Annotated in this window: 20 protein-coding genes; 7 read left to right on the top strand and 13 right to left on the bottom strand. The window is 65.9% G+C overall.

The genetic code is table 11. The annotated features are described in order from the left end of the window. Positions 1-98: 98 nt before the first annotated feature. Genes IE122_RS00865 through IE122_RS00855 form a run of 3 tightly spaced genes read left to right on the top strand, consistent with a single transcriptional unit; the run spans position 99 to position 3,640 of the window. Positions 99-1,346 carry a cytochrome P450 gene (locus tag IE122_RS00865; protein ID WP_189619204.1) on the top strand — a complete coding sequence of 416 codons (1,248 nt, stop codon included), beginning with the start codon at positions 99-101 and terminating at the stop codon, positions 1,344-1,346. After that, positions 1,343-2,983, top strand: coding sequence for a thiolase C-terminal domain-containing protein (locus IE122_RS00860; RefSeq protein WP_189619203.1), 1,641 nt, complete (start codon positions 1,343-1,345; stop codon positions 2,981-2,983). The genes IE122_RS00865 and IE122_RS00860 overlap by 4 nt, the downstream gene beginning before the upstream one ends. 18 nt (positions 2,984-3,001) lie before the next feature. Then, the gene (locus IE122_RS00855) at positions 3,002-3,640 is read left to right on the top strand and encodes a TetR/AcrR family transcriptional regulator (protein WP_189619202.1); all 639 of its coding nucleotides are present in this window, start codon (positions 3,002-3,004) and stop codon (positions 3,638-3,640) included. Positions 3,641-3,646: 6 nt separating this feature from the next. Here IE122_RS00855 and IE122_RS00850 read toward each other — a convergent pair whose 3' ends face one another. The 3 genes from IE122_RS00850 to IE122_RS00840 are packed head-to-tail and all read right to left on the bottom strand — an operon-like array spanning position 3,647 to position 7,812. After that, positions 3,647-5,770 (bottom strand): 3-hydroxyacyl-CoA dehydrogenase NAD-binding domain-containing protein, encoded by a 2,124-nt coding sequence (locus tag IE122_RS00850; protein ID WP_229813609.1) that lies wholly within the window; start codon positions 5,768-5,770, stop codon positions 3,647-3,649. A 10-nt stretch (positions 5,771-5,780) separates the two neighbouring features. After that, positions 5,781-6,986, bottom strand: coding sequence for an acetyl-CoA C-acetyltransferase (locus IE122_RS00845; RefSeq protein ID WP_189619201.1), 1,206 nt, complete (start codon positions 6,984-6,986; stop codon positions 5,781-5,783). Between the two features lie 31 nt (positions 6,987-7,017). After that, positions 7,018-7,812, bottom strand: coding sequence for a TetR/AcrR family transcriptional regulator (locus IE122_RS00840; RefSeq protein WP_189619200.1), 795 nt, complete (start codon positions 7,810-7,812; stop codon positions 7,018-7,020). 134 nt (positions 7,813-7,946) lie between these two features. Between IE122_RS00840 and IE122_RS00835 the strand changes: the two genes are divergently transcribed. Both IE122_RS00835 and IE122_RS00830 read left to right on the top strand, forming a co-directional pair. After that, positions 7,947-9,107: an acyl-CoA dehydrogenase family protein gene (locus IE122_RS00835; protein WP_189619199.1), complete on the top strand. Its 1,161-nt coding sequence runs from the start codon at positions 7,947-7,949 to the stop codon at positions 9,105-9,107. Further along, positions 9,104-10,192 (top strand): CaiB/BaiF CoA transferase family protein, encoded by a 1,089-nt coding sequence (locus IE122_RS00830; protein WP_229813608.1) that lies wholly within the window; start codon positions 9,104-9,106, stop codon positions 10,190-10,192. The genes IE122_RS00835 and IE122_RS00830 overlap by 4 nt, the downstream gene beginning before the upstream one ends. A gap of 817 nt (positions 10,193-11,009) precedes the next feature. Here IE122_RS00830 and IE122_RS00825 read toward each other — a convergent pair. Genes IE122_RS00825 through IE122_RS00815 form a run of 3 tightly spaced genes read right to left on the bottom strand, consistent with a single transcriptional unit; the run spans position 11,010 to position 14,099 of the window. Further along, a complete protein-coding gene (locus tag IE122_RS00825) occupies positions 11,010-12,155 on the bottom strand; it encodes an Rv3169 family protein (protein ID WP_189619198.1) in 1,146 nt (381 codons plus the stop codon). Then, the gene (locus IE122_RS00820) at positions 12,152-13,381 is read right to left on the bottom strand and encodes a cytochrome P450 (protein WP_189619197.1); all 1,230 of its coding nucleotides are present in this window, start codon (positions 13,379-13,381) and stop codon (positions 12,152-12,154) included. Before IE122_RS00820 ends, IE122_RS00825 begins: the two co-directional genes overlap by 4 nt. Before the next feature lie 43 nt (positions 13,382-13,424). Next, a complete protein-coding gene (locus IE122_RS00815; RefSeq protein WP_229813607.1) occupies positions 13,425-14,099 on the bottom strand; it encodes a TetR/AcrR family transcriptional regulator in 675 nt (224 codons plus the stop codon). A gap of 221 nt (positions 14,100-14,320) precedes the next feature. Between IE122_RS00815 and IE122_RS00810 the strand changes: the two genes are divergently transcribed. After that, complete coding sequence (locus tag IE122_RS00810) at positions 14,321-15,928, top strand: class I adenylate-forming enzyme family protein (protein ID WP_189619195.1); 1,608 nt, start codon at positions 14,321-14,323, stop codon at positions 15,926-15,928. Positions 15,929-16,302: 374 nt separating this feature from the next. On the opposite strand, the gene IE122_RS00805 is transcribed toward IE122_RS00810, so the two are convergent. The 7 genes from IE122_RS00805 to IE122_RS00775 form a co-directional block, all read right to left on the bottom strand. Then, positions 16,303-18,642 (bottom strand): TonB-dependent receptor, encoded by a 2,340-nt coding sequence (locus IE122_RS00805; RefSeq protein ID WP_189619194.1) that lies wholly within the window; start codon positions 18,640-18,642, stop codon positions 16,303-16,305. Between the two features lie 98 nt (positions 18,643-18,740). After that, entirely contained in the window at positions 18,741-20,354 is a 1,614-nt protein-coding gene (locus IE122_RS00800) for a Vgb family protein (protein WP_189619193.1), read from the bottom strand. Beyond that, entirely contained in the window at positions 20,347-21,300 is a 954-nt protein-coding gene (locus IE122_RS00795; RefSeq protein ID WP_189619192.1) for a PDR/VanB family oxidoreductase, read from the bottom strand. Before IE122_RS00795 ends, IE122_RS00800 begins: the two co-directional genes overlap by 8 nt. Beyond that, entirely contained in the window at positions 21,297-21,707 is a 411-nt protein-coding gene (locus tag IE122_RS00790) for a hypothetical protein (RefSeq protein ID WP_189619191.1), read from the bottom strand. Before IE122_RS00790 ends, IE122_RS00795 begins: the two co-directional genes overlap by 4 nt. After that, positions 21,694-22,704 carry a phosphotransferase family protein gene (locus IE122_RS00785; protein ID WP_189619190.1) on the bottom strand — a complete coding sequence of 337 codons (1,011 nt, stop codon included), beginning with the start codon at positions 22,702-22,704 and terminating at the stop codon, positions 21,694-21,696. Before IE122_RS00785 ends, IE122_RS00790 begins: the two co-directional genes overlap by 14 nt. Then, entirely contained in the window at positions 22,701-23,483 is a 783-nt protein-coding gene (locus IE122_RS00780; protein ID WP_189619189.1) for an SDR family NAD(P)-dependent oxidoreductase, read from the bottom strand. The genes IE122_RS00785 and IE122_RS00780 overlap by 4 nt, the downstream gene beginning before the upstream one ends. 7 nt (positions 23,484-23,490) lie before the next feature. After that, the gene (locus tag IE122_RS00775; RefSeq protein WP_189619188.1) at positions 23,491-24,291 is read right to left on the bottom strand and encodes an enoyl-CoA hydratase/isomerase family protein; all 801 of its coding nucleotides are present in this window, start codon (positions 24,289-24,291) and stop codon (positions 23,491-23,493) included. Positions 24,292-24,577: 286 nt separating this feature from the next. Between IE122_RS00775 and IE122_RS00770 the strand changes: the two genes are divergently transcribed. Further along, positions 24,578-26,224: a flavin-containing monooxygenase gene (locus tag IE122_RS00770; protein WP_189619187.1), complete on the top strand. Its 1,647-nt coding sequence runs from the start codon at positions 24,578-24,580 to the stop codon at positions 26,222-26,224. Positions 26,225-26,248: the final 24 nt, after the last annotated feature.

The following is a 26,248-nucleotide window of genomic DNA, read 5'->3' as shown; positions in this document are numbered from 1 at the left end:
TTTTGGTATATCATGATATAAAAAGTGCAACGGGTTTTTTCGAAGGAATTGAAAACCGGCAAAGGCGGTGATCGACACCAGCGGCGAGGGGAAAGAAGATGCCTGAAATCAGCGAGATAGCGGTGCCGGAGTATGATCTCGATATCGTCGGCCCAGACGCGGTGCGCGATCCTGCGGGCTATTTCGGGGCGCTGCGCGATGCGAATCCGGTGGTATGGGACCGCCGCTCGCGATCGTGGATCGTGACCGGCTATCCGCAGATCGCCCGTGCCCTGCGCGATGACCGCGCATTTTCCTCGGATCGCATCCGGCCGTTCATCGACCGCAAGCTGAGCGGCCCGGACACCGACCCCAAGGTACGCGCCGCATTCGACGTGCTGGCGAACTGGCTGGTGTTCAACGACAAGCCCAAGCACCTGCGGCTGCGCAAGCTGATCAACCAGGCCTTCATGAGCAAGGCGATGGAGCGGCTCGCCGGGCGCTTTGCCGAACTTTTCGAAACCGTGATCGCCGCTGCGCCCGGTTCCGGCGAGATCGATCTGCTTCAGGACGTGGCCGTGCCGTTCTCGGCCTCCGTCATTTCCGAAATGCTGGGGGTGCCGCCGGAAGACCGGTACCGATTCGCCGACTGGCACCGCCTGTTCGGACCGATCATCGGTGCCAGCCTGGACGATGCCAGCCGCTACGACCTGCTGGCGCAGGGGGTGGAGGAACTGCTGATCTATGTGCGCACGCTGCTGGCGCGCTATCGCGAAACGCCGGGCGACAACCTGCTGAGCGAACTGATCCGCGCGCGCGACGCGGAAGAGGCGCTGAGCGAGGAGGAAATCCTCGCCACCTGCACGCTGGTGCTGTTCGCCGGATCGGAAACCACTGCCAACCTGATCTGCAACGCGATCATCGCCCTGATCGAGCACCCGGGTGAAATGGCAAGGCTGCGCAACGGCGAGGTCGCTGCCGGGCCGGCGGTTGAGGAATTCCTGCGCTACAACGGCTCGGGCAAGGCGATCACCCGCGTGGTGCGCGAGGGTACCGATGCGCTGGGGGTGCCGATGAAAGCGGGGCAGCGAGTGTTCCTGATCGTCGCCGCCGGCAATCACGATCCGCTGGTGTTCGACGATCCCGACGCGCTGATCCTCGACCGCATGAGCGAGCGCCAGCATCTCGGCTTCGGCTATGGCCTGCATAGCTGCATGGGCCTGCAACTGGCGCGGCTGGAAACCGCGATCGCGGTGCCCGGCATCCTTGGTAGGTGGGGGCAGATCGAGCTGGCCGGGCCGATCGAGTGGCACCCGCAACTGCTGGCGCGCGGGGTCAAGGCGCTGCCATTGCGCGTCTCGCCATGAACGCACCCGCGCCCCCACCGCGCCCGTTACCGACGCTGGATGAAGAGACCGGCTGGTTCTGGACCGCCAGGGCCGGAGGCCGGCTGCTGATCGGCTTCTGCGAGCCTTGTGCGCGCTGGCTGCACCCGGCGCAGACGCTGTGTCCTCACTGCCTTGGCGAACCGGACCACCGCCCGGTCTCCGGGCGGGCGACGGTGCTGACCGTCACCCGCAACGACCAGCCTTGGCATCCCGCCCTGCGCCCGCCTTACATCATCGCTATCGTCGCCCTGGCCGAAGATCCCGCCGTCCGCCTGACCACAAATCTCGTCGGCGAAGGCGCAGCGGCGCTGGGCCCGGGCTCACCGGTTCGCATTCGTTTCGAGCAGCACGGATCGGTGTGGCTGCCGCTGTTCGAAGCCGACGCGGACACCGGTTCTGCGCCGCCGTCAGTGACGCTCGATCCGCCGGTACTGCCACCGATGCCCGCGATCATCCAGCCGCGCCCGGAAGACCGGGTGGTGATTTCCGGGGTCGGTGCCTCGGCGATGGGACGCAGCCTTGGCCGCCCCCAGACCGCGCTCGCCGTGGATGCGGCGCTGGCCGCGCTGGCGGATGCGGGGCTGGAGCGCACCGATATCGACGGCATCTGCTGCTATCCCGGATCGGACGGGATGCCCGGCCTGTCACGCGGCGGGGTTCGCGGGCTGGAGCAGGCGCTGGGGATCAACCCGGTCTGGCATAGCGGCGCTAACGAAGTGCCGGGACAGATCGGCGCGGTCATGGCCGCCATGCTGGCCGTCGCCGCAGGCTTGTGCCGCCATGTCTTGTGCGTAACCAGCTTCGCGGCGCGCAATCCGCCGCGCGCGCTGGCCGACCCGGATGGCCGCGTGGCCGGCGAGCCCGCCTTTGCCGCGCCGTTCGGCTGCTTCTCTCCAGCCAACTGGCTGGCGTTGTACGCCGGAGCCTATTGCCACCGCTATCAGGTCGATCCCGAATTCCTCGGCACCATCGTCAGCGCATCGCGGGCGCAGGCGGCGCGCAATCCGCTGGCGCTCCAGCGCGAACCGTTGACGCTGGACGGCTATCGCGCATCGCGGATAATCTCGACGCCGCTGCGGCTGGCCGATTGCGACATGCCGTGCGACGGGGCCAAGGCGGTGGTGGTCTCTGCCCGCCAGACCGCGCCGGACTTGCGCGGCCCCGCGGTCCGCGTCCTGGCGCTGGGGTCGCGCATGGCCGAACCGCAATCGTGGGACCAGGGCACCCTCACGCATCAGCCGCAAGTCTTCGGTGCCGCTGCGCACATGTGGTCGCGCACCGATCTGACGCCCGACGATATCGACGTGGCAATGCTGTACGACGGCTTTTCGTTCAACCTCGTCTCGTGGCTGGAGGCGCTGGGCTTTTGCGCGCCGGGCGAAGCTGCCGCGTTCATCGGCGATGGCAGCCGCATCGGCCCCGGCGGCACGTTGCCGGTCAACACCGATGGCGGCCACCTTTCGGCCGGCCGTTCGAACGGCTGGGGTCACCTGATCGAAGCGGTCCAGCAACTGCGCGGAGACGCGGGAGCACGGCAGGTTCGCGGCGCGCGCACCGCCGTCGTCACCACCGGCGGCGCGATTCCGGCAGGCTGCTGCTTGCTTCAACGCAACTGACAGGGCTAGGTCATAATCGTGACCCAGATCAGCAAGCGCGAACAGCAGAAGAATTTACGGCGCGGAACCATCCTCGACGTGGCCGAACGGCTGATCCGCGAGACCGGCGGGACGGACTTTCCGATCCGCACCCTCGCCGCTCAGGCCGACGTGGCCTTTGCCACCCCGTTCAACCTGTTCGGCTCGAAAGAGGGCCTGCTCTATTCGCTGCTGGCACGCTCGCTCGATCAGATCACGGCAGCCGGCCTCGCCTTCACCGAGCCGCGCCCGGCCGACCGGGTGATCGAGACGACCCGCAGCGCGGTCGCCTCTTTCCTCGCCGATCCCGAACTGCTGCGTCCGCTCTATCTGGTGCTGCTCAGCGTGTCGCACCCGGACCATCGGCCTAGGTTCATGGCGCGGGCGCTGCGGTTCTGGCACACCGCCGCGCGCGCCGCCAGCGATCCGGCGCGGACCATCGACGATGCGCTGGTCGATGCCGTCGCGCGCTCGATGATGGCGCACTTCGTCGGCGTGCTTGAACTATGGGTCCACCGCGACATCAGCGACGAACAGTTCGAGCGGCAGACAGTGATCGGCACCAGCCTGCTCGCCCGCGCCATCGTCAGCCCCGAGGACAGCGAACGCCTGCTGCACCTGGCCGAAGCGAACGCCTGATCCGCTTCAGGCCGCCGCCTTCTCGCGCAGCGAGGCGGGCGGCGTGAAGCGGGGGCCGAACCGCGCGGCAAAATCGTCCGCCCGGGCAACGAACGCCTTGACGCCGACAGTATCGATGTACCCCAGCGCGCCGCCGGTCCAGGCGGGATAGCCGATCCCGAAGATCGAGCCGAGATCGGCATCGATCGCGTGTTCGATGATCCCGTCTTCCACACAGCGCGCGGATTCGAGCGCCTGGGCATAGAGATAGCGTTCCTTGAGCGTCGCGCTGTCGGGCTGTTCGGCCGCCGCCGGGAACTCCGCCGCCAGCCCCGGCCACAGCCGCTTGCCGCCCGGCGCGTCGTATTCGTAGAAGCCGGCCGAGGTCTTGCGGCCCAAACGGCCCAGCTCCTTCATCCGGCGCAGGATTTCGACGCCGGGCGGCACCTCGTAAGCATCGCCCTCCTGCGCGATGGCCTGATCGACGATGCGGATCGCCAGATCGATCGCCACTTCGTCCAGCAGCGCCAGCGGGCCAACCGGATAGCCGGCCGAACGCCCGGCATTCTCGATCCGCGCCGGTTCCACCCCTTCGGCCAGCATTGCCGCGCCTTCGATGATGTAGCGCTGCACTACCCGGCTGGTGTAGAATCCGCGCCCATCGTTCACCACGATCGGCAGCTTGCGGATCTGCCGCAGGAAATCGAGCCCCGCCGCGAGCGTGACCGGCGAGGTCTGCCGGCCCATCACCACTTCGACCAGTTCCATCAGTTCGACAGGCGAGAAGAAGTGCAGGCCGATGACCTGATCGGGCCGCGCGGATTGGCCGGCAATGCCGGTGATCGGCAGGGTTGAGGTATTGGTGGCATAGATCGCATCGGCGGCGATCACCGCTTCCACCTTGTGCAGCGTTTCCGCCTTGATCGCGGCATCCTCGAACACCGCCTCGATCACCAGCTCGCACGGGGCGAGCGCGGTGAAATCGGCGGTCGGCGATACCCGCGAAAGGATGGTTTCCGCCTGTTCAGCCTTGAGCCGCCCCTTGGTCACCAGCTTTTCAAGCCCGGTGCCGACGCGGGCCTTGCCGGCCTCGGCCGTCGCCTGGTCGCGATCGACCAGCACCACCGCGATCCCCGCCTGCGCCGCCGCCGAAGCGATGCCGCAGCCCATCAGCCCGGCCCCGACGACACCCAGCGTCTTTACGTCGCGGCGCGGCACATCGGCCGGACGGCGTGCGCCCTTGAGCGCGGCGTTGCGACCGAGGAAGGTGGTGCGGATCAGGTTGCGCGCCACCGGATCGACCAGCAATCGCGCGAAATACTTGCTTTCGATCGCAAGGGCGCGATCGAACGGCAGTTGCAGGCCTTCGAACAGGCACGACAGGATGGCGACCGGCGCTGGCATGTTGAACCCCGCCTTCCCGGCCACGGCGGCCGTTGCCATCGAAAAGCCGACCGCGACTTCGGGTATCGCCAGCCCCCGGCTTTCCGGCATCGCAAAGCCCTTGCGATCCCACGGCTTGGTGGCGTCCGGGCCGCTGGCAATCCACGCCTTGGCTGCCTCAACGCCCTGTCCGGCGGCGAACAGTTCGTCCACCAGCCCAAGCTCCAGCGCCTCTGCGGGCCGCACGCTGCGCCCGCTCAGCAGCAGCTCGCCGGCCTTGCGCGAACCGAGCATCCGGCCCAGCCGCTGGGTGCCGCCGGCACCGGGCAGCAGGCCGAGTTGCACTTCGGGCAGGCCGACGACAGCCTTGGCATCATCAAGCAGGAACCGGCGATGGCACGCCAGCGTGAGTTCATAGCCCCCGCCCAGCGCCGCGCCTTCGATCACGGCGGCGGCAGGCTTGCCGAGCAGTTCGAGCCTGCGCAACAGCTTGCTGATCTGCTGGCTGAGCGCAAAGCCCGAAGCCAGCGTCATCGTCGGGAAGGCGGCGTCGAGCATCGCCAGGTCGGCCCCGGCCAGGAACGTCGACTTGGCGGAAACGATCACCACACCGCGACAGCCTTCGGCTGCGCCGAGCTGATCGAGGACAGTGGCAAACTCGGCCATCCACGCATCGGAGATGACGTTGGCCGCCGCGCCCTGCTGGTCCAGCGTCAGAATGGCGATGCCGTCCTGGCCGATGTCGAGCCGCATGTGCTGCATGGTCATGTCCCCCTCCTCAAACCCGTTCGATGATGGTGGCCGAACCCAGGCCATTGGCTGCGCACAGCAGCGCCATCGCGGTCGATTTTCCACTGCGCTCCAGTTCGTCGAGCGCGGTCCCCAGGATCATCACCCCGGTCGCGCCCAGGGGATGCCCCATCGCGATCGACCCGCCGTTCACGTTGATCCGGTCATGCGCAATGCCCAGCCGGTTCATGAAGCGCAGCACCATGCTGGCGAACGCCTCGTTCAGCTCGAACAGGTCGATATCCGCGACCGCCATGCCGGCCTTGGCCAACGCCTTCATGGCCACCGTCTCGGGCGCGGTGAGCATGATCGTCGGCTCGGAACCGACCGTGGCCCACGATACGATCCGCGCGCGCGGCTTCAGACCCGCCTTTTCGCCGAACGCGGCATCGCCCAGCAACATCGCGGCGGCCCCATCGACGATGCCGCTGGAATTGCCGCCGGTGTGGACGTTCTGCAAGGCCTCGATCTGCGGGTAGATTTCCTGAGCGATCCGCTCGTACCCGGCCTTGGCCAGCGGGGCGAACGCGGGCTTCAGCGCGGCCAGATCATCGGCGCTGGTGCCGGGGCGCATCGCCTCGTCGCGGTCCAGCACGACTTCGCCGATGAGGTCGGTCACCGCGACGATCGAGCGGGCGAACCGCCCTTCAGCCCACGCCTGCCCGGCGCGGCGCTGGCTTTCGGCGGCGTACTCATCGACGTCGCGGCGGGTGATGCCGTCGATCGTGGCGATGATATCGGCACCGATGCCTTGCGGCGCGAAATGGTTGTGAAAGGCGATGCGCGGATCGCTGGTCCAGGCCCCGGCATCGCTGCCGAACGGCACCCGGCTCATCGATTCCACGCCCGCGCCGATCCCCGCTCCCGCCATCCCGGCACGCACGTTGGCGGCGATGAAGTTCACCGCATCGAGCCCCGAAGCGCAGAACCGGTTGAGCTGGATCGCCGCGACCGACTGCGCATATCCCGCCGCCAGCACCGCCGCGCGCGGCAGCACGCCGCCCTGCTCGGCCACTGCTTGCGCCACGCCCAGGGCGACATCATCGAGCAGCGCGGTGTCGAGCGCGTTGCGGCGCTGCAACGCCTGCAATTGCTGCGTGACAAGCTGCACCGCCGGGATTTCGTGGAGCGCGCCATCGGGCCGCCCCTTGCCGCGCGGCGTGCGCACATGGTCGTAAACGAAAACCTCGTTCATGGTCCTGTCCTCTTCCCGCTTTTTTCCAAATCTAGCCCGGCCGCGCCATCGCGTCGACATCATCGCCGAGCAGCCGGGCCAGCCAGTTTTCTATCCGGCCGATCCGCTCATCCAGCAGGCGGCGGGGACCGCGCACGTCGGCGAGCAGTTCTTCGACCCGCTGCCCGGCTTCGCCCTGCGTGACCCCGGCCAGATAGGTATAGACCGCTTCGAGCAGCACCGGCAGCAGCGCCGCGCCGTCGATATCGTCGGCCAGCCATTCCTGGTTCACCGCGAACTGCAACGCCGCAAGGTTGGCGATCACGCGATGGGTGTCGACCCCGTCCCGCAACTGCCGCCGCGCCCGCGCCACATCGAGCCAGGGCCGGAAGAACCCCGCCCCGACCCGGCGCAGTTCCACCCGCACCTCCGGCCCTGACTGGCTGGAGAAATAGAGCGATACGACCGCGGCGAGATAGGGCCGGATCTGCAGGTTGCGCAGATTGAGCGCCACCGCCGTATCGATCACGGTTTCGAAATCATAGGGATTGCGCTGTTCCGTCACCGCCACCAGGAACTTGTCGTAATACTGGCGGATCGCCGCCAGGATCAGCACTTCCTTGCTCCCGAACGCATTGTAGAGCGTGCGCAGCGAGACGCCCGAGCGGTCCGCCAGTTCGCGCATGCCGAAGCCATCCGCCCCTACTTCGCTCATCAGCCGCCGCGTTTCGCCCAGGATGCGCCGCCGCCTGGCGTACATCGCCGGGCTGGCCCGCTGCATCGCCCCCAGCGAAGCGATCGCGGCATCGTCTGCCGAAGACGGGACATCGGGTGCGGGCCTGCTCATAATTGCACTCGTTACATTTTTGACTTGTCAAAACAAGCCAAACTTCAGCATGGTCGCTTCATAACCAACCAATTCACGACGATTCTCTGCAAATCCATGTTGCAGGCGTTGAAGCATTTTTCGGGAGAGCACGGATGGCGACGGGAGGCCTGGGACAACCCGCCTATATGGCGGACGAAGAACTGGCGATCTTCGCCGATTCGGTGGCGCGGTTTGTCGCGGACGAATTTCCGCCCGAACGCCTGGCCGCCTATCGCACCGCCGGCATCGTCGATCGCGCGGTATGGACGCGCGCCGGGGCTGCCGGGCTGACCGCGATCTCGCTGCCCGAGGAATATGGCGGGGCGGGCGGCGATTTCCGCCATGAAGCAGTGCTGATCGAGGCACTGGGCCATGCCGGTGTCGAAGGCTGGGACATCACCCTCAGCAACGCGGTGATCGCGCCGTATATCGTCCACTACGGCACCGAGGAACAGAAGCAGCGCTGGCTGCCCGGCATCGCTTTGGGCGAGATCGTGCTGGCCATCGCCATGACCGAGCCGGGCACCGGGTCCGACCTTCAGGGCATCCGCACCCGAGCGGTGCGCGATGGCGAACACTTCGTGCTCAACGGCGCGAAGACGTTCATCACCAACGGCCAGACCGCCGATCTCGTCATCGTCGTCGCCCGCACCGGCGACCAGCCGGGAGCCAAGGGGCTGTCGTTGATCGCGGTGGAAACCGCCGATGCGCCGGGCTTCGAACGCGGCACCAATCTCGACAAGATCGGCCGCGAGTGTGCCGATACCTCGGAACTGTTCTTCAATGACGTGCGCGTGCCGGTCGCCAACCTGATCGGCGGCGAAGGCAACGGCTTTTCCGCGCTGATGGAAAAGCTGCCGCGCGAACGGCTGGTGATCGCGATGCAGGCGCTGGCGGGGATCGAATATGCGCTGACCCTCACCATCGCTTACGCCAAGGAGCGCAAGGCCTTCGGCAAGGCGCTGATCGAGTTCCAGAATACCCAGTTCGTGCTGGCCGAATGCAAGACCGATGCGGTGATGGCGCGCGCCTTCGTCGAACGCTGCGTGGCGCTGCATCTGCAGGGTGATCTGGACAGCGCCACCGCATCGATGGCCAAGGCCGCCGTGACCGAGATGCAGGGCCGGATCGTCGATCGCTGCCTGCAACTGTTCGGCGGCTATGGCTACATGGCCGAATACCCCATCGCCCAGGCTTACAAGGATGCCCGCGTCACCCGGATATATGGCGGGACGACCGAAATCATGAAATTGCTGATCGCGAGGACGCTGTGAGCGGCCCGCTGTCCGGCATCCGCGTGGTCGAATTCGCCGGGCTCGGCCCCGCGCCGTTTGCGGCCATGCTGCTGGCCGACATGGGGGCCGAAGTCCTGCGCATCGACCGGCCCGACCTGCCGCCCGACCCGCGCGACGTCGGCCTGCGCGGCCGCCTGTCGCTGGCGCTGGACCTCAAGGACCCGGCCGCCATCGCCACCTGCAAGGCGCTGGCGGACAGCGCCGACGTGCTGATCGAAGGCTTCCGCCCCGGGGTGATGGAGCGGCTCGGGCTGGGGCCCGATACCCTGCTCGCCGGCAATCCCCGCCTCGTTTACGGGCGGGTGACCGGATGGGGGCAGGACGGCCCGCTGGCACAGGCGGCCGGGCATGACATCAACTATATCGCGCTGACCGGCGCGCTCGCCGCGATCGGTGGAGCCGATGGGCCGCCTTTGCCGCCGCTCAACCTCGTCGGTGATTTCGGCGGCGGCGCGCTCTATCTGGCGCTCGGCGTGGTCTCCGCGCTGTTCGAGCGCAGCCGCTCGGGACAAGGGCAGGTGATCGATGCCGCCATCGTCGATGGTACTGCATCGCTGATGAACTTCTTCATGGGCGTAGTTCCGCAGGGCATCACCACGATGGATCGCAAGGATTCGTTGCTGGCCGGGCAAGCGCCGTTTTATGGCTGCTACGCCTGCGCTGACGGGCTGTTCATCGCGATTGGCCCGATCGAGCCGCACTTCCACGCCAGGCTGCTGCGCCTGCTGGAGATCGACCCGGCCAACTTCCCGCCGCAGTATGAAAGAGCCCGCTGGCCCGAAGCCCGGGCACTGCTGGAACAGGCCTTCGTCCGCCGATCGCGCGCCGCATGGTGCGCCTTGCTGGAAGGTACCGACGCCTGCTTCGCGCCGGTCCTGACTCTGGACGAAGCGCCATCGCACCCGCACATGATGGCCCGCGGCGTCTACCGCGAACGGGACGGCCGCGTGGAAGCCCAACCCGCCCCGCGCTTCTCACGAACGCCCGGGGCCGCGGGGGATGCGGTGTGTGGCGATAGCGATGCGGTTGCGGCGCTGCTCGAGCGGTGGGGGATGGGCCTTTAGGGTGGAGCGGCCGGAAACGCCGAAGCCGCTGGCACCGCGCTGGGCCCACCCCGCTGCGACTATCTTCGCCTGCGGCTCAGCAAGTCTCGCTCCCCTCCCGTGAACGGGAGAGGAAATCCGGATTTGCCCGCCCGCTTGCGGGAGGGCCGGCAGGCTTGGCGGCTTGCCGCCTTAGCCGGACGGGGTGGGCATGAGCGACGCCCACCCCTCGCCGCTCTCGCGGACGTGAGCCGGGAATCGCAAGAAGGAAAAACGGGTTCACGCAGAGGCGCGAAGGCGCAGAGATGCCATGCTGGCCGCAGCGTCGCTATCCTTTCGGTGGTGCGTTTGCCATGCCGTTGAAACCGGGAGAAAGCCTGCGGCGCTGCACGATACCTCTGCGCCTTCGCGCCTCCGCGTGAACCACTCTTTCGTCTTCAGGCCGACCGGATGCGGATGCCTCGCGCACGGGGCTGGCAGGTGAACCCGATTCAGGGCCCATCAGTTTCCTACACGCCCCATTCCCGCTACAATCGGCGCGCTGCTCTTTCCTATCGTCGTACCCCTTTTCCCGCACCCCGGACGTAAATCGGGCGCAAGACTGTAACTTTCGCAAAGTGCGCCTGACATCATGACATTGAACAGAAATATGGCCATTTTCAAAAGTTACACGGTGTAACCTTTGTAAACTTCGGACGGCGAAATGAAGCCGCTGGACGCGGCCGCGCCTCATACCCACGCCTGCTGCTTCCGACCCAATTCTCCGCGCATGGGTTCGGATCGACGAGCGCGCGATGGGAGGGTTATGAAGACCCGGTGGCCATCGGCCGGGGTACCCCTACAGAAACCTCCAGCCCGGCTCGCCCCGGCGGCAGGCCTCGTAAGCGTCCGGCTCCAGCGGTTGCAAAATTCCGGTGGTGTCCTCGCCGTCGCAGGTGATGCGGCAATGGTGTTCGTTGAGGCCGCGCAGCGCGAGGCGGGTGGCGGGATCGTTGAGGTCGAAGCAATCGCCTTCCACCCGCTCGCCCACGGAGTCGCCTTGCCAGATCGTGCCGTCGGGCGAGCCGCCGTAAAGGCCGCATTTCATGTACGCACTCTGCTGGCCGATCTTCTCGAAACGGACCCGCTTGACGCTGCCATCATCAAGCGTGAAGTCGGCTTCGCCGTGAGAGAAAACCTGCGTGCCTTCCTCGAAGGCCAGCCGGCGCGCAACCTTGCGCACCTTGCCATGACGGCGGCGGACATCGCCGAACGGATAGAGGACGATCGGCCCCCAGATGGCGAAGCTGGGAAAGGCGATCCAGACGCCGCCGATCCAGCCGGCCTTGGGTGCCCGCCCCCCCGGCTGGAAGCGCGGCCCGCCGACGCCGCGGCCGATGCCCCAGTGCCGATCGCGGGTGCCGCGCCCGGTCAACTGGTGGCGTTCCCCGGCGATCTCCACCCAGCCGGAAACGGTGCCGAACCCCTCGAACCCGGCGGTGACATGGCGTTGGCCGCCGGATGGGCTGCCGGTTTCCAGCGATCCGTAAGCGGCGCGATAGACCTGGCGGTGGCTGTCACGCCAGTCCAGGTCATAGGCGATGCCGAACGCGTTCGCGGCCAGTTCGTGCCGCCAGCGCCGCATCCCTTCCAGCACCGTCGGGCGGATCGGTCCGACCTGGATGTTGCCCCGGTTCGCCCCGATCGGGCGGAACGCGCGGACAGAGCGCTGCACGCCCTTGTGCGTGACGATCGCGAACGCCTCGGCCGTATCGAGGTTGGGGTAGAAGCTGCCGCCGGTGACCACCAGCAGGTCGCCGGTCTGGTCATGGAAGACGTTCCAGTGCCGTTCGAAGAAGCGCGGATCGGTGGATGCCACGATCCGCATCGGATCGGGGGTCTGGTGGATCAGGTGATCATCGAGCGGGGAAAGCGGGAACTGCTCGGCGAAATGGTCGTCCGCTTCGAAGGCCCAGTCGCTCCCCGCGCCCGGCCCGGCGGTCATCGCGACAGGCGCAGCGGCAGCCGCGAGGGGCCGCGCGTGACCAGCGAGTTGATCCAAGGCACGTTCTCGATCGGCTCGGCCAGTTCGATGCGGCTGAACCGTTCGAGCACCTGGCGCAGCACGATCTGCCCTTCGATCCGGGCCAGCGGCGTGCCGAGGCAGAAGTGCGGCCCCTTGCCGAACGCCATGTGCGGATTGGGATCGCGGGTGACATCGAGAGTGAAGGGATCGTCGAACACCTCGGCATCGCGGTTGGCCGAAAGCAGCATGAAGAACACCCGCTCGCCCACCGAAAGCTGCTTGCCGCCCAGTTCGGTCTCTTCCTTGACGATCCGGCCGACCGACAGGATCGGACTGTCGTAGCGCAGGAATTCCTCGACCGCCGTCGGCATCGCCTCGGGCCGGGCGCGCAGCCAGTCGGCCACCTCGGGATGGCCGGCCAGCGCGGTCAGCGAGTTGTTGATGAGGTTGGCGGTGGTTTCGTGCCCGCCGTTCAGCACCATCATCAGGCAGCCGATCAGTTCATCGTCGCCCAGCCGGTGCCCCTGCACTTCCGAGACGATGAGCTGCGAAAGCATGTCGCCCTGCGGATCGGCACGGCGGCGGGCGATCAGCTCGCGGAACAGCGCCGCCATCTCGGTCGCCCCGCGCCGGGCGCGCTCGTACTTGTCAGGCACGCCGCGGGCGCTGCCGATGAACAGCATCATGTCGTCCGACCAGCCCTTGACCTCGAGCAGGCGGCTGCGATCGACGCCCATCAGCTCCATCACCACCATGCCCGGCAGCAGGATCGAGAAGCGGCGCAGCATATCGAAAGGCTCGTCGGCCGGGAGGGTGTCCAGCAATTCCGCGCTGAGGCTTTCGATGGTGCCGTGCAGTGATTCGAAGACCGGGAGGTTGAGCACGGCGGCCATGTGACGCCGCAGCCGGGTATGATCCGGCGCGTCGCGAAACACCATCCAACTGCTGAGATAGCGCAGCACTTCCTCGGCCGAAGCCATCGCCGGTGCAGGCAGATGCTTGCGCACGTTGGTCAGCCGCTCGGCCGAGAAGGTCCGGCCATCGGTCAGCCCTTCGGTGATGTCGTCATAAGTGGAGACGATCCAGCCGGACATCGGCTCGCTCCAGTGCACCGGATCCTCTTCGCGCAGCCGGGCAAAGACCTGGTGCGGATTGCGCAGGATCGCGGGATCGCCGGGATCGTATACCAGTTCATCCAGTGTCATCTCTCACCCCCATTGTTGTTTTCGTGCGCCCGCCGGCGACAGGCTATTCGGCCGCCGGCAGCAGGCGCGACAGGATCAGATCAAGCTGCTCGGCAAAGACATCGTCGCGTTCGCGATCCTTGAAGGCATAGCCCTTGAGCGCGCGCATGTGCGAAAGCAGGATGATCTCGTAAGCGAGCACGCGATCATCGACTTCGCGGAATTCGCCCAGGATCGTCCCGGCCCGGATCAGATCGCCGAGGTATTCAGCCAGCCGGCGCTCTTCCTCGCGATAGCGCTGCTGGGCTTCTTCGCTGAACGACGGATATTCGCGGTACGCGACCAGGATTGCGGCTGAGCATTCCCAGTGGCGCATCCAGTACGTGCGCACCGCCGCTTCGAGCTTGGCGGAGACGCCGGCCTGAGCGGCGGCCGCTTCCTTCATCTCTTCCAGCAGGCCAAGGTTGATTTCATCGCAAACGAGTTCGAGCAGATCGCTTTTGGTAGCGATGTGGCGATAGAGACCGCCGACGCTGATCGACGCGCGCTCCGCAACCTCGTTGATCGAGATGCCGGCGAAGCCCTTTTCGCGCACCAGTTGCATCACCACTTCGGACAGCACCTGCCGCCGCCGTCGCGATCGTTCCTGCTTGGCATCGCGGTTGCGGCCCGGCCCTTTTGCACCATCCACCACGCTGAGTCGCGCCGCCATCTTGTTCCCGCTTTCGATCAAGGTCATCATGCAGCGAGCGCTGCCATCAGGGCCGATATGTCAAAGCAAAAGGCGAGCGTCAACTCGCTTTGCGATCCCAGCGAAAAACCAGTGCGAATTTGCCACTTTTTTTCAGCTTAGATCGCGATATTGACGTTGCCTATCGAACCCATTATCCGGATAAAAGTGAGCGTTTGATCGCATAATAGAAGCCGGATGTCCGGCCGGTCGAAAGGGGGAGTGGCACCATGTCCGAAACACCAGGCAGCGACCGGGCCGGAACCGGCACGCCGGTCTACCGCCACGATCACCTCGTGCCCGATGCCATCGCCCGCCACGCCCGGCTGAACCCGCAGCGCATCGCCGTGACTTGCGGCGACGAACGGCTGTCGTGGGCCGAGTTCGACCAGCGTATCAATCGCCTGGCCCATGCGCTGATCGGCCGGGGCTGCGCGAAGGGCGATCGGGTCTGCATGATCCTGCCCAACGGCATCCCGTCTTTCGTGCTGTTCTGGGCTGCGATCCGCGCCGGCGGGGTCATCGTCCCGCTCAACCCGATGCTGGATGATGAAGCGCTGGCCCGACTGGCCGGGGACTCGGGGGCGCGGCTGATCTTCGCCGGCGATACCACCGCCGCACAGGTCGATCGCATCCGCAACCGGCTGGCCCACATCGGTGCCGATGGCTATTTCCTGTTCGGTGCCGACACACCCGGCTGGGCCGATGCTGCTGCCTTCGCCGAAAGCGGCGCGGCGCATGCGCCGGACGTCCCGCTCTCGCCGGGCGATCCGATGACGATCTTCTATTCATCGGGCACCACCGGGGAGCCCAAGGGCATCGCCCATACCCATTTCGGGCGGCTCAACTATTGCTACGGCTTCGGCGCGGGGCTTGGGGTTAACCGCTATACCGTGGCGGTCTGCACTACGCCGATCTACGCATCAGGCACGCTCATCACCATGCTGCCGACGCTGTACTATGGCGGCAAGGTGGTGCTGGTCGAAAAGTTCAGCGCACCCGCGTTCTTCGAAGCGGTCACGCGCGAAGGGGGGACGCACGCCTTCATGGTGCCCGCCATGTACGTCAGCGTGGTGCAGCATGACGACGATGCGGCGGATCTGTCCAGCCTGCAGGTGCTGATCAGCGCCGGCCAGTCAATGCCGCTGGCGCTGCGCGAAACCCTGGCGGCGCGCATTCCCGGCTCGGGCGTGTACGAAGTCTATGGGATGACCGAAGGGTTCTTCACGCTGGCCCTGCCCGGCGATTTCGCGGGTGGAAAGCGCAACACCGTGGGGCAGCCGGGGTTTCTGGAGGACATCCGGATCATCGACGATGAAGGCCGCGAACTGCCGGCCGGAGAGACCGGAGAAATCGTCGCCTATGGAGCGGGGATGATGACCGGGTACTTCGGCAAGCCGGAGCTGACGGCGGAGAACCTGTGGATCGGACCCGGCGATCGGACCTTCCTGCGCAGCGGCGACCTCGGCCACCTCGACGAGGACGGGTTCCTCTATGTCTCGGGCCGCAAGAAGGAAATGATCAAGTCCGGCGGCATCAACATCTATGCGATCGACATCGAGGAAGTACTGGCACGCCATCCCGATGTGCGCGAGGCGGCGGTGGTCGGCGTGCCGCATCCGCGCTGGATGGAGACGCCGGTGGGCGCGGTAGTGCTGAGAGCCGGGGCGCTGACCGATGCCGACGCCTTGCTGGAATGGGTCAACACGCGCCTCGCCCGCTATCAACGGCTGAGCGCGATCCACCTGCGCACCGATTTCCCGCGTGCCACGTATGGCAAGATCCGCAAGGACCGCCTGCGCGACGAACTGGCCGAAAACGCACCCAATCCCGCCTGATACCGGGGCTGGCCGCACCGTTTGCGGCGAGCGGCCGCTGCAGGTACCGTAGCGCTCCGGACTTGCTCCGGCGTATGCGGCGGGATGGATGCTGAAACGAGGTAAACATGACGGGGTGAGGTAGGCCTGTCACCACCTGCAAGATCACTGCCTGGTCAACCTGAACTTGTTTCAGGGCCCATTCCTCGGTCTACACCGAAGCGGAGGGACGCCCAGCGTTCCGGCGCAACCATCGTGCTCTTGTCGCGAAACAGGGCGCCACCGCTGCGGTGACGCCCTGTTGCCCTGTATCCGAAACACTGCCCCGCCCTTGTCGCCCCCACGACGTGGGCAGAGCCTTGCGCCGCCCCGGCAGGGCCGGCGCAAGGTTGGGATCAGAACTTGTAGCCGACCTCGACACCCCAGGTGCGCGGCGGCGCGACGAGTGCCGCATTGGCACCGAACACGGCGCTGAGCGCGATGCCGCCCGAGTAGTACTTCTCGTTCGTCAGGTTCTGCACGAAGGCCGCGACCGACAGGTCGGTGCCCAGCATGTCGTTCCATTCGGCGCGACCGTTGAACACGGTATAGCCGGGCAGCTTCGTGCCGGGGGAAATCGTGTCGTTGGCATTGCTGTAATAGAAGCTGGCCTGCGAATACATGTCGCCGCGCAGGGCCAGTTCGCCGGCATCGCCGGGGAGTTCGTCATGCAGACGGAAATACGCCGATCCCGAAGTCTTGGGCGTATCGGCATAGGGCCCGAAGTAGAACACCTGCGGCGGCGAGGTCGGAACCGTGGCAAGCGGGTTGGTATACCTCGCCTTGGTGTAGGTGAAGGCACCGCCCAGTTCGAGGAAGTCGGCAGCTTCGATCATAGCGTCCACCTCGACGCCGCGCACGCGCGCCTTCTTCACGTTGCCGCCCACGGCCGCGATGCCGATATACGGCGCGCGCTGCACGTCCTTGATGTACTGATCGTAGACGGCGATGTTCATCCGGGCGCGACGCCCGCCGATCATGCCGGCATACTTGGCACCGATTTCGAAATCATAAGTGGTTTCGGGTTCGAACGTCGAAGGCTTGGTCGGATCGACGAAGTCGTTCGAGGTTCCGTTGAACCCGCCGGTGCGCCAGCTTCCCCGTTGGGCGGCATAGATCATCAGGTCCGGCGTCACCTTGTAGTCAAGGCTGAACAGCCAGCTCGGCTTGCTGTCCTTGCGCTTGCCGTAACCGCCGGGGTTGTTGCTGGACATGGTGTGCTGCAGCGAGATGTTTTCCCATGTATAGCGACCACCGGCCGTGAAGTTCAGCGCATCGGTGATGTGATAGGTTGCCTGCGCGAAGATGGCCTTCGACTTGTCCGTGATGGTGAATTCGTAACGCCCAGCCAGAAAGCCTGCAACCGTATCGGGCAGCACCGCGAGCGGAATGTTGTTGTAGGTCTTTTCTTTGGAGTAAAAGACGCCGGCGATGAAGTTCAGGGCACCCAGATCGCCCGTGATCTGGAACTCGTCCGAGAACTGCTTGGTGCCGTAGTTGTAGCCGCGATCCTTCTGCGCGATCGCCGAATTATCGGTGAACGGCTGATCGTGGCCGATCGTCAGCCACTGGAACGGGCTGCCGTCAACGTCGGTCGGATCGAACGAGAACACCTTGTTGTAACCCAGGATGTTCTTGATCGCGAGACCATCGCCGAACTCGTAGACGGTCTTGTTGGACAGGAACTTCTGCGTGGCGCGGTGGGTATCCTCGCGGTCGTTGTAGACGTCCCAGAAACCGATCTTCTTCTGCTTGGTCAGGAAATCGCTGATCCCGGTGAAGCCGAGTTCGGCGATGCGTGGATCAAGCGAGGGCAGCGCATCATAGACCGCGAAGCTGGTGTTGAGCGGATGCGTCAGACCATCGATCGGCGAGACATAAGTGCTTGGCGCACCGTTCACGCCGTTGGCGTTCTGCATCTTCAGGCCGATCGACGATCCGCGATACTTGCCGTACTGGAACACAAGGTTGTTGCTGAAGCCCGATCCCGGGGGGGCGATCAGCAGGCTGGCGCGGATCACGCTGTTGTCCAGCTCGCCCAGATACTTGTCGTTATACAGGTTGTGCTGGAAACCATCGCGGACCTGATACTTGCCGGCCACACGCAGCGCCGCCATGTCGTTGACCGGCAGGTTGACCGCGCCTTCGAAGCTGCGATCGTTGAAGCGACCGAACCCGGCCTTCATGAAACCGCTGACCGCATCGAGCTTGGGCGCGGCCGACTGATAAAGCACCGCGCCGCCGGTGGCATTGCGGCCGAACAGAGTGCCCTGCGGCCCCTTGAGGACCTGCACCGATTCGAGGTCGAAGAACGAGGTGGCCGAGGTGCCGTTAGTCGGAACTTCGTTGAAATAGGGCAGCACCGCCGGTGCCGAATAGGAGAACGAATCGATCGACTGGCCGCGGATCGAATAGTTGAGCTGGTTCGACGAGCTGGTGGCGCGCACGGTCAGGCCCGGCGTTGCCTGCTGCAGCGAGGTTTCGCTGGTGATGTGCTGTTCACTCAGCGCCTTGGCACTGATCGCGGTGACGGCCACGGGAACGTCCTGAAGGCGTTCCTCGGCGCGCCGCGCGGTCACGATGATGTCACCGCTGTCGGTGGCGGCTTCCGCCAGGGCTACGTCGGCAAAGCCGATCGCGCCGCACGCGGCGCTGGCCGCCAAGGCGCAGCGAAACAGGTGAGTACGGGTCTTCATGCTATTCTCTCCCCTCATGTTCACGGGCGGCTTCACTGACCACCACTGACAAACAATCATTTGTTTAGATCGCAATACAGATAAAAGATCAAGAGGCTTTACGCAGGACTGATCGACAGCAACGAACCATTGGTGTCGGCACCGGCAATCAGCGATCCGCACGGCATCGCGCACAGATCGGCGAACGGCAGCAGCGGGCCGGGCATCAGGTCGGCTATCCCCGGCAACACATTGGGATGAATGCCTTTTCCCGGCCCTGTCGGCAGGTCTTCAGCGATCACCGATGCGACCCCGTGCGGATCGACACAGTGCAGCGAGGCGGTGGCGCGATCGATCACGAAGATGCTGCCGCGCGTGCAAGCGACGCCATGCGGCTCGCTCATGCCGTTCATGACTGTTGCCGCCTCGCCACAGGCAGACAAGTGCAGCAGACGCCCCCCAGCAGCTTCGGTGACGAGCAATCCGCCGTCGTTAGCGACAGCGATGCCTGTGGGTCGCTCTAGCCCGCCGGCGACGACCCGGACCGCCCCGGCGGAATCGATGCCGAGGACCCGGCCCGCGCCCGCTTCGCACAGATAGATGTCATCGCCGTGGCGCAGCACACCCATCGCTTCATCGAGCGAATCGGCCAGCACTTCCGCCTCGCCGCCGGGCCGGTAGCGGCAGCACTGGCCGGCACTGTTCGTGACGATCCACGCCCCCTCGGCACCTTCGGCCACCCCCCGGACATAACCGGGAAAGCCATGCTGCAGCAGCATGGCCGGGCGATCGACGGTGCCATCGGTGGCCACGGCCGCAATACTCATGCCGTCCGCCACGCGCACCGTGCCGTCTGCACCGGCGCACAGGCCATAGGGCCCGGACAGGCCGCCGGCCACGGCCACACGCCGGGTGCCGTCCGGCGCGATCTCGATCACCTCGCCGTCCGTGAAGTGCGAAACGAACAGCCGTCCGTCCGGCGCGAAGGCAAGATTGTCGATCCCGTAGGCGACTTGCGCGAAGAGGCTGGCGCTGCCGGTCCCGATATCGACGCGGGTTACCGCGCCGCTGCCCGATTCGACCACCACCAGCCTTCCGGCGGGATCGAATTTCACCGCCGTCGGTATATCCAGCCCGCCGACCACCCGCTGCGCTGCGCCACCTTCCACCGGTACCCGCCACACTTCACCCAACGGAACCAGCGGGAAATACAGCCAGCCGTCCGGCCCCAGGCACAGCGCGTTCGGCATCATCAGCCCTGACGCGATCAGGCGGGGCGCGGCACCATCGGCATAGAGTTCCCAGATTCGCCCTTCCGGCCGGAACTCGCTCATGAAGATGCGGTCGGCGTGGACGGTGATACCGTTGGCGACCGGTACATCGCCGGCTATCACGTCGATCGCGCCGTTCGGCCGGATCACGCTCACCCGCGCGCTCATCACCTCGGTCGCGTAGAGGTTGCCATGGCTGTCGAACGCCAGATCGTCAGGCGCGATGATGGCACCATCGGCAGCCGATACCACCCGCGCCGCGCCCGTTGCGGGATCGACCGAGCTGATCTGCGACCCGAACGCCTGGGCAACATAGAGCAGCCCGTCCGGCCCCATCCGCATACCGTTCGCGCCGATCAGCGCAGCGGGGGGCAGCAGCGCTTCCAGCTTCCAGCCGGGAGCCAGTTGCGGTGCACCGGTATCGCCGCCGGTGCGGCTCCTGGTGTGCTTAGCCTCAGACATCGAGCACCAGCCTGGCGCTCAGCGAGCGCGAGCAACACGGCATGATCCGCTTGTTCTCCGCCCGCTGTTTGGGGCGCAGGAAAGAATCGCGGTGATCGGGCAGCCCCTCGATCACCTTGGTGATGCAGGTGCCGCAAGTGCCTTCGTTGCACGAACGCGGGATATAGACCCCGGCATCCTCGGCCACGTCAGCGATCGTGCGATCCGCCGGGACCTCGATCGTGATGCCCGATTGGCGCAGTTCGACAAGGAAGCTGCCTGCTGCAGCGGGTGGCGCGGCCTGCATGCGCGGGTGGAACCGTTCCAGTTGCAGAGCCTCCTCCGGCCAATCGGCACAGTGCGCCTCTACGGCGGCGATCAGCGGTTCCGGGCCACAGCAGTAGGCAACCTTGCCCGGCGCATCGGCCCCGAGGAAACCGGCGATATCGAGCAATCCGCATTCGTCCGCCGGGCGCACGATCACCCGGTCGCCGAATTCGGCCAGCGGCTCCAGAAATGCCATGCTGGCGCGGTTGCGACCGCCATAGAGCAGGGTCCAGTCACGCCCCTGGCTTTCCAGTTGCCGCGCCATGGCGAGCAGCGGGGTGATGCCGATCCCGCCCGCCACCAGCAGGTAGCGATCAGCCTCAACCAGCGGGAAATTGTTCCGGAGAGCCGCCACTTCCAGCGTATCGCCCACAGCCACGGCTTCGTGCAGGAAGCGCGAGCCGCCCCGGCCCGCCGGTTCGCGCAGCACGGCAAAGCGCAGGGTCATCCCGTCCGCGCTGCCGCCGCACAGCGAATACTGCCGGCCAAGCCCTTCGGGCAGGGCAAGATCGAGGTGCGCGCCGGGCGACCAATAGGGAAAAGCCTCCCCATCGCAGCGGACCACACCGAAGGATTTGACCCCTTCGGCTTCGGCGGCGACGTCCACCACACGGATGCGAAACGGAGTTGTCCCGGTCATGCGCTGTGCTCCGGCACCCTATCGCCGACGAACGCGCAATCGCGCGCGGCCATGCGGCGGCGCAGCGCCTGCAGTTCGGCACCATCGGGCAAATCCAGCAGCGCTTCCTGCAATGCGAGATTGCGGGCGGCCAGCGCGCGTAGCGCCGGATCGTTATATCCGCGCGGCGCAGCGGTTGCGGCCACCGGGTCTTGGTACCCAAGTGCAGCCAGCGTTGCCTCGATATCGGCATTGTCCGCCGCGAGATGTGCGGGGGTGAGATCCCAAATCCGCTCCAGCCGGGAAATCAGGTGCACCGCCGCCTTGAGCTGGCGACGCGCCGTGCCATCGGGAAGCGCAGCCAGCACTTCGGTTTCGAGCGCGCGGCCAAGGCCGGCCAGCAGTTCACCGGTGCTAGGCCGCTGCATCGACGATCTCCCGTTCCCACTGACCGATCCAGTCCAGCGCTTGCGCGACGCAGCCGGGCACTTTGGCGGCGCGATCGGCGTGGCGCAGATTGGCGGTCTTCCCGGCGGCAAAGGCGTGCGACGCCGCGAGCGAGATCGTCGCGAACTTCACTTCGGTGAAGATACGATAGAATGCGACACTGCGCGGCGGCACCCGGAACCCGGCGCGCGCGGCATGTCGTTCGCAGAATTCCGCCAGCGGAACGAACCGCTCCGGGCTCCACATCGCACGGTATATCCAGGCGATGTCCTCGGCCGGGTCGCCGGGGTGGGCCATTTCCCAATCGAGGATCGCGGTAACCGCTGCCCCGTCGTAGAGAAAGTTGCCCGGCCGCAAGTCGCCGTGAACCATTACTGTGCGTACCGGCCGGGGCGCGTTGGCGCGCAGCCAGTCGAATAGCCAGGCCATCAGCGGCAAGGGTTCCGCGCGATGTTCGATATACCGCGCCCGCCACGCCTCAATCTGGGCAGCAACGGGATCGGCCACAGACCAGCGGGGATGCCGGGCCAGCGCGCCCGCCTGCCAGTCGAACCGGTGGAGATCGGCGGTGGCATCGGCCAGGTCCAGCGTCAGCGCCCGCCCGGTGCCGGCGTCCAGCTTGAGGAACCGCACGGCGTTTGCCTCGCCGCCGATGCGCGCGAGGACGATGCCCGGCCCACCGGCAACGGTGCCCCCGGCGTCAAGCGCCAACGCCTCGGGCGCGCGCACGCCGGAACCGTTCAGCGCGTGCAGCACGGCGAATTCGTCGGCGGTATCGCTTTCGACATGGCTGCCGCCCGCCTGGCACAGCATGATGCAATCGCAGGCGCGACCATCGGGCAGTGCGGCCGTGAAAGCGAACGCCCGCCGGGCATTGCCGCCGAACACGCGGGTGAGCCCGGTGATCGTCGCCCCGGACATCAGTACGGCGATCCGCGCGCCGAGCGCGGCGTCTTCAGAGGCAGTGGCAGCGTTCATCGCGTACCGGCCGCAACCCTCAGCACTTCGCCGGTCACCGCATCGGACTGCGGTTCGAGGAAAAAGGCGATCCCTTCCGCCTCGTCCTCCACGGTGGCGAAGTGGCCGAGCGCGGTATAGCCCAGATGCCGGTCCACATAGGCGCCGCCGAACGTCTCGGTGACCTTCGGGCTGAACACCAGCCCCGGTGCCACCGCATTGACGCGAATGCCCTGGCGGCCGAGCAGGAGGCTGAGTGTCTGGGTCAACGCCACCACCGCCGCCTTGGCCGGGTTGTACGCCGTATCGCCCAGGTCCGGCCGATTGGCGAACGCCGCCAGCGACGCGACATTGCAGATCTTGCCATAGCCTTTGGCCACGAAGTGCGGCTCGGCATGCTTGCACATCAGGAACGCGCTATCGACGTTGACCTGGAAGGTGCGGCGGAAATAGTCGAGCCCGATGTCCGCCAGCGGCCGGTCCATCGATGCCGCTTCGATCCCGATCATCCCGCCGGCCACATTGGCGATGCCGGTGAGGTCCCCGAAGGTATCGAGGCAACAGGCGATCACCGCGCGCACCTCATCCTCGATCGAGAGATCGGCGCGATAGGTGGCCAGCCGGCCCGGCATGTTCGAACAGCTCGCCGCAAAGGTATCGAGCCGGCGCTGGCTGATATCGACCCCCAGCACATTGGCGCCGGTCGCCAGCAAGCGCTTGACGGTGGCCCCGCCGATGCCGCCGGCGGCACCGGTGACGATATAGGTTCTGGGCTGTTCACCCTGCTGCAATTCGGACATCGGTTCCTCAGACGTAGGAGACGGGGTTGAAACGGGGCGCGCGCTTTTCCTTCAGCGCATCCAGCCCTTCGCGCGCTTCGGGGCTGGTGAAGCCGAGGATGCCAAACGCCAGCGATGCCTCGAAGGCGGGCCAGGCGTTCTTCATCCAGTTGTTGAGCGACAGCTTGGTCCAGCGCACCGCCGCCGGCGGGCCGCTCGCAAGCCGCGCAGCGATGTCCAGCGCGCGGGGCACGCATTCATCGTCGGGCACGCAGAAGCTGACGAGGCCGATCCGCTCTGCCTCGGGGCCGCTGATCGGTTCGCTGGTCATCAGGTAGTACTTGGCCTTGGCCATGCTGGTCAGCAGGGGCCAGATCGCCACCGCGTGATCGTCAGCGGCCACGCCGAGCACGGTATGGCCATCGACCAGCTTGGCCGATTGCGCCGCCACCGTCACGTCGGCCAGCAGGGCGACCGCCAGGCCGCCGCCCGCCGCGGCACCGTTGATCGCCGAAACGATCGGCTTGCTGCAGCCGAGCATCGAATCGATCATCGTGCGCGCGTCCTTCCACATCTTGCAGCGGAAATCGTGGTCGGCGATGATATTCTCGATCATGTCGAATTCGCCGCCGGCGCTGAACGCGCGGCCTTCGCCGGTAATCACCACACAGCCCACATCGGGATCGCGATCGATCAGGCCCCAGATGTGCGCCAGATCGTGGTGCAACTGGAAATCCATCGCATTCATCTTGCCGCGCGAAATGGTGACCCTGAGCACCCCCGCCGACGGCCAGTCGAGCCTCAGACTTTCGTATTGCGGATAGGTCATCCCGGCAGCCCCCGCCGGCCGCGGCGCAACATTGTCATTCGCATGCCCTCCCGATTGAACCACTCGCCCCATTAAAGCGAGCGTTCATTCTCTCATTGCCTCATTCTTGAGCGAAGATTCGCGACTCGTCAAGCGCCAACCTGTGGCATCTTTGGCCGTATAATTCAGCATTATCCGCCGAACTGCGATATTGTCAGGCCCGCTTGCCACGTCGTTAAAATTATGCGAGTGTTCATTCGCTAAATAAAAGCGCGACGATCTGACGCGCCGATGTGCGAGGGGTTTCATGCGGGAAGACAAGACGGGAGCAGCGACGACCGGAACCGATCCGGACGTGGTCATCATCGGTGCCGGGTTCGGGGGCGTGCGTGCGCTTCACGAAATGCGCCGGATGGGCAAATCGGTGCGGCTGTTCGAAGGCGGTTCGGACGTGGGCGGGACCTGGTACTGGAACCGCTACCCCGGCGCGCGGACCGACAGCGAGGCCTGGGCCTATTGCTTTTCGTTCTCCGAAGAACTCCAGCGCGAATGGGACTGGAACGAGCGGATGCCGACCTGGGATCAGGTGCAGGCCTATATCGGCCATGTCGCCGACCGCTTCGGCCTGCGCGAGGATATTGCGTTCAATACCATGGTACGGTCCTGCGTGCGCGACGAGGCGAACAATCAGTGGGTGGTCACGACCGACAAGGGCGAAACCGTGCGCTGCCGCTATCTCATCACGGCAGTGGGCTGGTTCGCAGTGGCGGTGAAGCCGCCGTTCGACATGAGTGCGTTCAAGGGCGAATGGTATCTCTCGTCCAAGTGGCCCAAGGACGAGGTCGATTTTACCGGCAAGCGCGTGGGCATCGTCGGCAGCGGATCGACCGCGGTGCAGATCCTGCCGATCATCGCCAAGCGCGCGGAGCATGTCACGCTGTTCCAGCGCACGCCCAACTACGTCCTGCCCGGCCGCAATCACCCGCTCGACGATAACGATCGGGCCGCGATCAAGGACAATTACGACGCCATCTGGGAGCAGGTGCGCAAGCAAGTGTTTGCCTTCCCGATGGACACCTCGGCACTCACTTACGACGATGTCAGCGATGAACAGCGCCAGCGCATCTTCGAATATGGCTGGGAACAGGGCGGCTTCCGCTTCCTGTTCGAAACCTTCGCCGACATCCTGACCGACGAGCGCACCAATGCGGCGGCAGCGGATTTCGTGCGCGCCAAAATCCGCGCCATCGTCAAGGACCCGGCCACGGCCGAGCTGATGTGCCCGCAATACCCGATCGCGCTCAAACGCCCGCCGCTGGGTAATTTCTATTACGAAAGCTTCAACCGCGACAACGTGACGCTCGTCGATGTCAGCAAGCACCCGCTTGTCGGCGCGACCGCGACCGGGCTGAAGACCGATGTCGCCGAGTACGATTTCGATATCGTCATCTTCGCCATCGGCTTCGATGCGGTTACCGGCCCGCTCGCACATATGGATATGCGCGGCAGCGACGGGACGCTGATCCGCGACAAGTGGCAGCAGGGCCCACAGACCCACCTGGGTATCGTGATGGACAACTTTCCCAACATGTTCATCATCACCGGCCCGCAAACGCCGTTCTCGAACGTCCCGCCGGTGGTCGACGCGGCGGTGGACTGGATCGCACAGGTTATCGGCAAGGCCGATGCAGCGGGCGCGGACCGGATCGAGGCGAAGCCCGAAGCAGTGGCGGCGTGGAGCAAGCTGATGTTCGACCTGCTCGACGCGACGCTGCTGGGCCGTGCCACCGAGCTGGGTTCGTGGTTCATGGGTGCCAACATCGAAGGCAAGGCGCATGCGCCGCTGCACTATTTCGGCGGTGCCGCCGGCTATTTCGATGAACTGGACAAGTCGGTCGCGTCGGGCTTTGCCGAGCTGAACTTCACCACTGCCGATACGACCTGCCCCGCCTGATCGGGGACGATACCGCACAAAAAA

The sequence above is a fragment of the Novosphingobium colocasiae genome (genome assembly GCF_014652555.1).
GTDB classification, from domain to species: Bacteria; Pseudomonadota; Alphaproteobacteria; order Sphingomonadales; family Sphingomonadaceae; genus Novosphingobium; species Novosphingobium colocasiae.
The sequence above is the reverse complement of the archived record's forward strand: the minus strand, read 5'-3'. Positions and strand labels throughout refer to the sequence as shown.

Bases quoted from the DNA above. Each gene is read 5' to 3' on its own strand.
- IE122_RS00865 (WP_189619204.1), top strand. From the start codon at position 99: ATGCCTGAAATCAGCGAGATAGCGGTGCCGGAGTATGATCTCGATATC.
- IE122_RS00860 (WP_189619203.1), top strand. From the start codon at position 1,343: ATGAACGCACCCGCGCCCCCACCGCGCCCGTTACCGACGCTGGATGAA.
- IE122_RS00850 (WP_229813609.1), bottom strand. From the start codon at position 5,770: ATGACCATGCAGCACATGCGGCTCGACATCGGCCAGGACGGCATCGCC.
- IE122_RS00845 (WP_189619201.1), bottom strand. From the start codon at position 6,986: ATGAACGAGGTTTTCGTTTACGACCATGTGCGCACGCCGCGCGGCAAG.
- IE122_RS00840 (WP_189619200.1), bottom strand. From the start codon at position 7,812: ATGAGCAGGCCCGCACCCGATGTCCCGTCTTCGGCAGACGATGCCGCG.
- IE122_RS00835 (WP_189619199.1), top strand. From the start codon at position 7,947: ATGGCGACGGGAGGCCTGGGACAACCCGCCTATATGGCGGACGAAGAA.
- IE122_RS00825 (WP_189619198.1), bottom strand. From the start codon at position 12,155: ATGACCGCCGGGCCGGGCGCGGGGAGCGACTGGGCCTTCGAAGCGGAC.
- IE122_RS00820 (WP_189619197.1), bottom strand. From the start codon at position 13,381: ATGACACTGGATGAACTGGTATACGATCCCGGCGATCCCGCGATCCTG.
- IE122_RS00815 (WP_229813607.1), bottom strand. From the start codon at position 14,099: ATGACCTTGATCGAAAGCGGGAACAAGATGGCGGCGCGACTCAGCGTG.
- IE122_RS00810 (WP_189619195.1), top strand. From the start codon at position 14,321: ATGTCCGAAACACCAGGCAGCGACCGGGCCGGAACCGGCACGCCGGTC.
- IE122_RS00805 (WP_189619194.1), bottom strand. From the start codon at position 18,642: ATGAAGACCCGTACTCACCTGTTTCGCTGCGCCTTGGCGGCCAGCGCC.
- IE122_RS00800 (WP_189619193.1), bottom strand. From the start codon at position 20,354: ATGTCTGAGGCTAAGCACACCAGGAGCCGCACCGGCGGCGATACCGGT.
- IE122_RS00795 (WP_189619192.1), bottom strand. From the start codon at position 21,300: ATGACCGGGACAACTCCGTTTCGCATCCGTGTGGTGGACGTCGCCGCC.
- IE122_RS00790 (WP_189619191.1), bottom strand. From the start codon at position 21,707: ATGCAGCGGCCTAGCACCGGTGAACTGCTGGCCGGCCTTGGCCGCGCG.
- IE122_RS00785 (WP_189619190.1), bottom strand. From the start codon at position 22,704: ATGAACGCTGCCACTGCCTCTGAAGACGCCGCGCTCGGCGCGCGGATC.
- IE122_RS00780 (WP_189619189.1), bottom strand. From the start codon at position 23,483: ATGTCCGAATTGCAGCAGGGTGAACAGCCCAGAACCTATATCGTCACC.
- IE122_RS00775 (WP_189619188.1), bottom strand. From the start codon at position 24,291: ATGACCTATCCGCAATACGAAAGTCTGAGGCTCGACTGGCCGTCGGCG.
- IE122_RS00770 (WP_189619187.1), top strand. From the start codon at position 24,578: ATGCGGGAAGACAAGACGGGAGCAGCGACGACCGGAACCGATCCGGAC.